Origin of the sequence: Segetibacter sp., assembly GCF_025963695.1 — a bacterium.
Classification (GTDB): domain Bacteria; phylum Bacteroidota; class Bacteroidia; order Chitinophagales; family Chitinophagaceae; genus Segetibacter.
In genome coordinates this window covers 137,946-145,395 of the sequence record NZ_JAOQAH010000047.1, presented here as the reverse complement: position 1 = coordinate 145,395, position 7,450 = coordinate 137,946, and the positions used below count along the sequence as shown (strand labels likewise).

The following is a 7,450-nucleotide window of genomic DNA, read 5'->3' as shown; positions in this document are numbered from 1 at the left end:
ACCGGCAAAAAAAGCTCCTCCGGCAAACACTATAAAAGATAAAATACTTTGGTTTGGTTGGCAGTACTTGCTGATGTAGTCTCATTTAAACACTGTTTCAAATCCCTTTCAATGGTAGCGCATATAGCAGTCATTGGTGTGTCTGTAGGCTTATTTTCAAAAGGGTCTTGCAGGTGAATTGCCATTTTTTCAATTAAGAAAAACACGGAAGCTATTGCAATTAGCGCAGGTATAAATAAAACAACACCAAACACTTCTATCATAGAAAAAGGCAAGAGCATAAAAAATACAATCAACGACAAATGAATATATAAGCTATAAGTGGCGGGAAATATGGTATTCTTTATTCTTTCACACTTTCCCATAGCATCAGTAAGGCGGGTTAGTGTTTTGTCTATTTCAACCTGCTGGTATGCGTTCATCCACCCGTTTTCCATCGCCTGTTGTATGTCGTTTCCATGTAATTCAAGAATAGCCATTGGAACATTTGTGTAGTTACCGAGGTATTGAAAATCTCTCTTTACCAGGTACTTTTCAAGCCCGTGGGTGGGCTCCTGGTTTCGCAGCGTACGGCTTAAACTATAGCACCATGCTATTTGTCGCTTTATAAACCGTTGCTTAAAAAAGAAAGACTCTTCACCCTGGTACGCTTCCTTACTCAGTGTTTTAATCTGCCTTGCAAGCGTGCGGCTATCATTTACAATTGCTCCCCATATTGTTCTTGCCTCCCACCAACGGTCATAAGCCTGGTTACTTCTAAAGCCCAGCAGAAGCGATATCACTGTACCCATTATCATTGGTACACCAAGCGGAAGAGAGGAAGTTGACAAAGAAAGCCAGGTGTGTTCAATAGCCACAGCTATGGCATATAATGTTATTACAATCAGCTCAACTTTTATCTTGCCAAATATGTACTTTACCGGTATGTTTTTTCGTAGTAGCATAAATGTAGATTTACGAGTAGCTTATCGCCCTTTTTCCCGATGTGTTATGTTCCTGCGAATTCATTTGCTCATGGCCATTTAGCAGCGATGACAAATTCAGGTAATCCAAAGTGGCCTCTTCATGTAGAGATAACTTATGCAATTGAGCTTTGCACTTATTAATGTGCAAAACCGGGTTTTCCGATTGCGGCAAGCTGTTCTTGTATTTGTAGTTATCAAGCATGTAAACTTCATTGATATGGTGGCCTTCGATAAAGTTGTTGAAGTAGCGCGAGGTGTTGCAGTACACGAAGTCGAAAACAATAGTTACAAGGCCCACGTATTTGTTCCGCAACAATTGCACTGCTTCTTTAAAACTCACAGGAACTTTGTGGTAAGGTTTGCCCTGACCGATAAATAACAAATCAGTTATCGAAGTGGGTGGGCCAATAAGGTGCGCAATAAATACAGTAACAGGTTCGCCGTTAGCACCTTCAACTATTTTGTGAACCGGTCTTAATGATTGCACCGTTAAGTCAGTTGGCAGTAATACATTTTTCATAATTGATTATTTTAGTGCAATCTGCATTAGGGAAGTAAGGAGCAGGTAAGTATACGGTAAGAAGTACTTAAAAATGTGGTAAGAAAACGGTAAGAATTTTTTAGGTGACCGACTTTGGGATCGCTGATTCTACATTCTTGCGTCGCATTACGTTTATCCCCTGGTTCTTTGTTTGGGCTTTTTTTTGAAACGCAAAGGCACAAAGGACATAAAGGTGCACAAAGGGAGGATTTTGACCACAAAGGCAGGAATAACACGGAGGGGCACAAATGGAAGAGATGGAGCAGATATTACACCTGTGATAAGAATGGGTATATTAATTACAAAAGGCACAAAACAAATGTTGCAGTCACAGTAGTACTAAAGCTAAAGCGAAGAACAATGAAAGGAACGGGCCCTCCATTCTTGAATTTTCTTTTTTTAAGAAAAAGAAAATGACAAGCACCGCTTATAAAAAGGATAGCGTTTTAGGGAGCGTAATAAAGTACATAGTTAAGAAATCAACGATGAAAGCTCAACACTGCTTCAGCGGTAAAAGTGAGTGACACAACAATGCTGTTGGCAGTAATTTTGTAAAACAACCTAAAAAAGTAAGTTGACTTTAAAATGAAGATTACAAAACTCACTTTATCACTACTTGTGATTTTAAATTTTTATACTATAGCTTCTGCTCAAAATAAATCAAAGACTCAATTTAAAACGATTGAGTTTGCAGCCTTTGACGTAAACTCTCCAAGAACAAAACAAAAAGATAGTGTCGAAATATTTTGTTATGCAATAATTGATCGAAAGGGCAAGATGAATATTCTTAACCGAGATGAAGATAATGATAGCCTTAGTTATTTTAAATATCAATTAGACACGGCCGAATTTAGAAAAATTAATTTCTTATTTAAGGATAACGCTCCTTTAAAAGACCACATGACTTCACAGAGCTTGAAGAAAGGAGAACATTATGGAGGTAGTTATAGCTTTTTATCAGTAGGATATCAAAATGAAAAAAAAGACAGCCTTTGTTTTATAGATTCTTATATGTCCGAGGATTTTCAATCGGCTCTAAACATTTTAGATAAAATTTTTTATGGGAAATCTAAAAGTGGGACAAAGGCTAAGTTCATCGTGCCGATAAATTTTAAAAAATCACTACAAGAAAGTCTAAAGAAAAGTAATTATTTGCCGCCTATTGAATTTCCGCCGCCGCCCTTGTGAGAACTCGTGAACTTAAAACTACTGTCAACATGGGCATTTTTGCAAGTGTGGCAGGACGTAATAAATTAAGCGGACGAATATCGCGGCATCAGTACATTTTCAATTAGCAGGAGTGGTGCCAATGCCACACCTGCATAAATACCTAACCGATCCAGGCTATTCTGCACGTCAACAAAAAACAAAACATCACGATCATCCTCTCGGAAACTTGACTACCACTTCAGTACCTTCCGCCTCCTTCGACGAAATATCAATAGAACCGTTGTGCAGCTTAATTATGTTTTGGGCAAGTGGTAACCCGATACCATACCCCTTTGAACTATTGACGTTAGATGCGCGAAAAAACGGGTCGAAAATGTGAGGCATATCTTGCTTTGGTATTCCAATTCCTTTGTCTTTTATTATAAATATTACGTCCCGGTCCGACAATGCAAGAGCAAGTGTAACATTTTCGCCGGTAGAATATTTACAGGCATTTAAAATAATGTTAGATATACACAGCTCCAGTAAATGAAAGTTACCTTTTATAGACAGCGTTTTAAAATCAGCAGGAAGCAGGCTGTTATCTACTATTATGCTACAGTTGGGGTATATGCTTGCTGCAACTTTTTGTATGTTCCGGAACAATTCATCCAGCCTAACTTCCTCGAAAGACAGACTGCCCGAAAATCCGGATTGTGCCAGCTCTAAAAGACTTTTTGTTAGATTTTTAAGCTTCTCCGCCTGCTTTAGTATCACCCGTAAACCTTGCTGGTATTGCCCGGTGGTTCGACCTTTAGATAACGCAAATTCTGCCTCACCTATAATAACTGTTAAGGGCGTATTTAACTCGTGCGAAGCATTACTTACAAAGTTGTTTTGTGTCTCGAAAGATGTCTCGAGCCGGGCGAGCATGTTGTTAAAGGTGTTTGCTAACTCCGCTATCTCATCCTTGCCTTGTTTTACAGTCAGCCGCTTGTGCAACGAGGTAGCCTTAATGCGCTTTACATTGGCTGTAATGTTACGAATAGGAGCTAAAATTTGTTTTGAAAATAATACGCCTACGCTGAAAATTATAATAGTTGCAACCAGGTTAGCGGTAATCAGGATGGTTTTTAAATTCAATAAAAAATTTCGTGCATAAGCATGTTCTGCAGAAATAATAATGGCATAATCACCGGTGCTGTCCTGGTAATAAATGCCTTTGTAAAACCTGTACCCCTTGCGGTATGACGGTTTTTTTTTGCTACTAATGTCGGTAAAGAACGACTGGGGCACTTCTGCATCCAATCCTGTTTTTGCCTCGCTTTGCAGTGAGTCTATTCTTATAATATATTCCCGCTCGTCGGGCAGCCGCTGCAGGTGTTCATTTCTTACCTGCTCATAAGCGCTGGAATTTACATTATCGGTATCAAGGTTTGCTTTGGCGGCAATTGTAGCCCGAAGCTCGAGGCGGGTGTAAAAATCCTGGAAAGCTTGTTCATTTGCAAAATAATAAACAGCGCTACTTACAGCAATTATAATAAGGGTACATACAAGTGTAAAAAGCAGCGCAATTTTAATTTGGATCTTCATTATAAACTTCTTTCAAAATGTATCCCATACCTGTAACGGTATTTATAAGCTTCAACTTACTATCCTTATCCAATTTCTTTCGCAGGTAATTTATGTATACATCTACCACTTTGGTGTTAAGATTAAAATCGTAGCCCCATACTTTCTCAAGTATGTCCATTCTTGAAACAACTTTTCTTGGATTGCGTAGTAAATATTCCAGTAAACGAAACTCTGTAGCCGTAAGCTCTACAGGTACTTTATTTCGCGTCACTGATTTTTCATCCAGGTCTAATACTACGTCTGCAAATGCCAGCGAATTTTTTGTTGGAGGCTCTGTCACTTCATTTTCCGCCGGCCGTATCCTTCTTAAGAGAGAACGGATACGCGCTTCTAATTCTGTTAACTTAAAAGGCTTGGTAAGATAATCGTCGGCCCCGCTGTCGAGACCCATAATTATATTATCTGTTGCACCAAGTGCAGTGAGCATAAGTATTGGTGTAAGTATCTTTTGTTGCCTGCATTTTTTACAAAGCTCTAAACCGTTAATGCCGGGAAGCATTAAGTCAAAAATTAAAAGGTCGTATTTAAAGGAATTAATAGTTTCCCAGGCCATTGTGCCATCCATTGCAACAGTCACCTCATAGTCTCCTTCCTCTAAAGACTTTTTTATAAATGATGCTACCTCAGGCTCATCTTCTACTAATAACAAACGCATAATAACTGGAAATAAGTTTTTACATAATCAACCCGAACGCAGTTGGGGCGAATAGGGCTTAACAGGTAAAACCTTAAAAGTGTTGACAGAATAGTTATTTTAGTTAACACACTTTAAAAAAATTCTATTAGCATTCGCTCATTGGCTCCTTCCTTCAGGCATGCATTTAAGCACGGAATCTATTTTCGAATATTCGCGCTTCAACAAGACATAAAAAAGCTGGAAAAAAATTCCAGCTTTTTAACTCGCACAAGTAATTAAGAGAATGATTAATTTTTCTCATTTAAAAATTGGCAATCCTCAAAAAATGTTACTAGTCCTGTAGATATATCCTGAATGCCGCCGATAATACCTATCTCCCCTGCGGTAACCATTTCTTTCAAAATAGTGCTGCGTTCCATTATTGCGTGTACCGTTCTCTTAACGTTAATTGTTCCTACTTTCTCTACAAACTCGGAGTTTGAGGAGGTACGGTTTTCAGTTATTGTATTTTCATCGTCCACGGCAGGACGTATCTTGGTGAGCAATGAAGTGAGGTTTCCCATTTCAACGTGGTCACACGCACCCTTTATTGCTCCACACCTGGTGTGCCCAAGTACTACAATTATTTTTGCACCTGCCACCTTGCATCCAAATTCCATACTACCCAAAATGTCTTCGTTCAAAATGTTACCAGCGATACGAACACTAAATACATCACCTAAGCCCTGGTCGAACACTAGTTCTACTGATGTTCTTGAGTCGATGCAGCTCAAAATAACAGCAAACGGATGCTGGCCATCGGAGGTTTCATTAGCTTGTTGCAGAAGGTTTCGATTAGCTTTTAAGTTATTTATAAACCGCTTGTTCCCTTCTTTCAAAAGTTCAATCGCTGTCTCGGGAGTAAGTGACTGTTGTAATTCTTTGGTTAAAGTTTTCATTGTTTTGTTATGATTATTGATGTTATTTAGGTTCTTTAAAATTTATAGTCTCTACTGTAATGTTTTTGTTCTTTGCATTTGTTTTATAATCGACAATTAATTCAACTACATCGTGAGCTATCGCTTTAGAATTACTGCAGTCTATGATTACTTTCGAATTTGCAGGAATATGTTCTAATACATTTAAAACATTGGCTTTATTAAAAAATGAGACTTCCTCTGCAAGTACAAGATGATGCACCGTCTGCCCGTCTTCGTTAGTGGTTACATTTTTCATGTGATGCGAGTTACGGTAACTGTGACGAAGTGTAAAGAAAAGACCGACCAATAAACCTATACTAATTCCACGAAGTAAATCTGTAAGTAATATTGCTACAACAGTTGCAATAAAAGGAACAAACTGCTCCCAACCCTGCTTATACATTTGCTTGAAGAGTGTTGGCTTTGCTAATTTATACCCTACCATTATTAGTATAGCTGCAAGACTGGCTAGTGGTATCATATTTAACAAACCTGCAATGGTGATAGCACATATCAACAAAAGGAAACCATGAAGTATGGCGCTCATTTTAGTTTTAGCACCAAATGCAATATTCGCAGAACTTCTTACAATTACCTGGGTGATCGGCAAGCCGCCTATTAGGCCGGAAATAACATTGCCTAGCCCTTGTGCTTTTAACTCCCTGTTAGTTGGTGTCACCCTTTTATAGGGATCCATTTTGTCAGTTGCTTCTACACACAACAGTGTTTCAAGGCTGGCTACAATAGCCAAAACAACAGCCGTTTTGTATACTTCCAAATTGCTTAATTGAGAAAAATCAGGAAGTGTAAATTGAGTTAAAAAGTCAGGAAGGCTTGCGGCAACCGGTAGTTGCACCAGCTGATCTTTAGCAAGAGAGAAATTAAGCGTACCCTGCTGGTACAAATAGTTCATCAGAATTCCCAACAATACTACAACAATAGGTCCCTGAAGCAGCTGAAATATTTTGTGTTTTTTGCTTAATACAGTATCCCACAAAATTAAGATTACTAATGATATTACTGCAATCAGTACCGCGCCTGGAGTTATAAATTCTAGAGCATGTCCTATTGCTGAAAAAGAATTTTCTCCTGATGCTTCCAAAAATTCATCGCTGCCTTCGGGATTCTTATCATAACCAATCGCATGAGGTATTTGCTTTAGTATAATCAACAAGCCAATACCCGTAAGCATACCTTTAATAACCGAGGAAGGGAAAAAATAAGCAATAAAACCTGCCCTGGCAAAACCCATTGCTAGTTGTAATACACCGGCAACAACAACCGAAAGCAGGAAAGCAGGCCAGGATCCCAATGCGCCAATAGCAGTAAAAACAATAACAGCAAGGCCCGCTGCAGGGCCGCTAACTCCTAAAGGCGACCCACTTGCCGACCCTACAATAATACCCCCCACAATGCCTGCTATTATACCCGAAAATAAAGGAGCACCAGATGCAAGTGCTATTCCGAGACATAATGGAAGTGCCACAAAGAATACTACAATACTTGCAGGCAAATCGCTTTTCAACTCCTTAAACAAACTCTTATTCTCCATTGGTGAACAACA

The 7,450-nt window shown here is 38.9% G+C and carries 7 protein-coding genes; 1 reads left to right on the top strand and 6 read right to left on the bottom strand.

The window, feature by feature from the left end:
• Positions 1-29 precede the first annotated feature (29 nt).
• Both JWR87_RS08510 and JWR87_RS08505 read right to left on the bottom strand, forming a co-directional pair.
• Positions 30-944: a bestrophin family ion channel gene (locus JWR87_RS08510; protein ID WP_297818301.1), complete on the bottom strand. Its 915-nt coding sequence runs from the start codon at positions 942-944 to the stop codon at positions 30-32.
• 10 nt (positions 945-954) lie between these two features.
• A complete protein-coding gene (locus tag JWR87_RS08505; RefSeq protein ID WP_297818299.1) occupies positions 955-1,485 on the bottom strand; it encodes a hypothetical protein in 531 nt (176 codons plus the stop codon).
• A gap of 606 nt (positions 1,486-2,091) precedes the next feature.
• Here JWR87_RS08505 and JWR87_RS08500 point away from each other — a divergent pair.
• Complete coding sequence (locus JWR87_RS08500) at positions 2,092-2,694, top strand: hypothetical protein (RefSeq protein ID WP_297818296.1); 603 nt, start codon at positions 2,092-2,094, stop codon at positions 2,692-2,694.
• A gap of 192 nt (positions 2,695-2,886) precedes the next feature.
• Here JWR87_RS08500 and JWR87_RS08495 read toward each other — a convergent pair whose 3' ends face one another.
• From JWR87_RS08495 to JWR87_RS08480, 4 genes are all read right to left on the bottom strand, one after another.
• Positions 2,887-4,248 (bottom strand): HAMP domain-containing sensor histidine kinase, encoded by a 1,362-nt coding sequence (locus JWR87_RS08495; RefSeq protein ID WP_297818293.1) that lies wholly within the window; start codon positions 4,246-4,248, stop codon positions 2,887-2,889.
• Entirely contained in the window at positions 4,232-4,945 is a 714-nt protein-coding gene (locus tag JWR87_RS08490) for a response regulator transcription factor (RefSeq protein WP_297818290.1), read from the bottom strand. Before JWR87_RS08490 ends, JWR87_RS08495 begins: the two co-directional genes overlap by 17 nt.
• Before the next feature lie 269 nt (positions 4,946-5,214).
• Complete coding sequence (locus JWR87_RS08485) at positions 5,215-5,865, bottom strand: carbonic anhydrase family protein (protein ID WP_297818287.1); 651 nt, start codon at positions 5,863-5,865, stop codon at positions 5,215-5,217.
• Positions 5,866-5,887: 22 nt separating this feature from the next.
• Positions 5,888-7,438, bottom strand: a complete 1,551-nt coding sequence (locus JWR87_RS08480) for a SulP family inorganic anion transporter (protein ID WP_297818284.1) — start codon at positions 7,436-7,438, stop codon at positions 5,888-5,890.
• Between the last annotated feature and the right edge of the window lie 12 nt (positions 7,439-7,450).